Source organism: Mesorhizobium sp. M2A.F.Ca.ET.037.01.1.1 (genome assembly GCF_003998075.1).
In the GTDB taxonomy this organism is placed as follows: Bacteria; Pseudomonadota; Alphaproteobacteria; order Rhizobiales; family Rhizobiaceae; genus Mesorhizobium.
Map to the genome: position 1 here is coordinate 1 of NZ_RZSA01001674.1, position 631 is coordinate 631.

The following is a 631-nucleotide window of genomic DNA, read 5'->3' on the forward strand; positions in this document are numbered from 1 at the left end:
GCCCGTAGCAGATCGGCCCGGAAAGCGCCGGCGCCAATCCCGGCCCGATCTGCTACGGGCGCGGCGGCGTCGAGCCAACCATCACCGACGCCAATCTGGTGCTGGGACGCCTGGCGCCGAAGAAGTTGCTGGCGGTCGACAATCCGGTCACCGTCGAGCGTGTCACCGGCATTTTCGAGGACAAGATCGGCAAGCACACCGGGCTCTCCGGCGTAGAAGCGGCCGGCGCGGTGCTTCGGCTCGGCAACATGAAGATGGCCGGCGCCATACGCATGGTCTCGGTGTCGCGCGGCCATGATCCACGCGATTTCGCGCTGTTCGCCTTTGGCGGCGCCGGCCCGCTGCATGCGACGGCGCTTGCCCGCGAGCTCGGCCTGCCGCGCGTGCTGGTGCCGGCACGGCCGGGGATCACCAATGCGCTCGGCTGCGTCGTCGCGGACCTGCGGCACGACTTCGTCAACACGATCAACCAACCCGTGGCGAGCCTCGACGAAGCTGCGCTTCGCGGGGTATTGGAACGGCACCGTAACGAAGGCGAGGCGCTGATCGCCAAGGAAGCGGTGAAGCCGGACGCGATCCGCGTCACGCATTCCGCCGACATGCAGTTCGTCGGCCAGACGCATATCATCAA

Annotated in this window: 1 pseudogene; it reads left to right on the top strand. The window is 67.7% G+C overall.

Annotated elements, in window-relative coordinates:
• Window positions 1-8: 8 nt before the first annotated feature.
• Window positions 9-631: pseudogene (locus tag EOA27_RS39150) on the top strand (hydantoinase/oxoprolinase family protein); the annotation flags it as partial.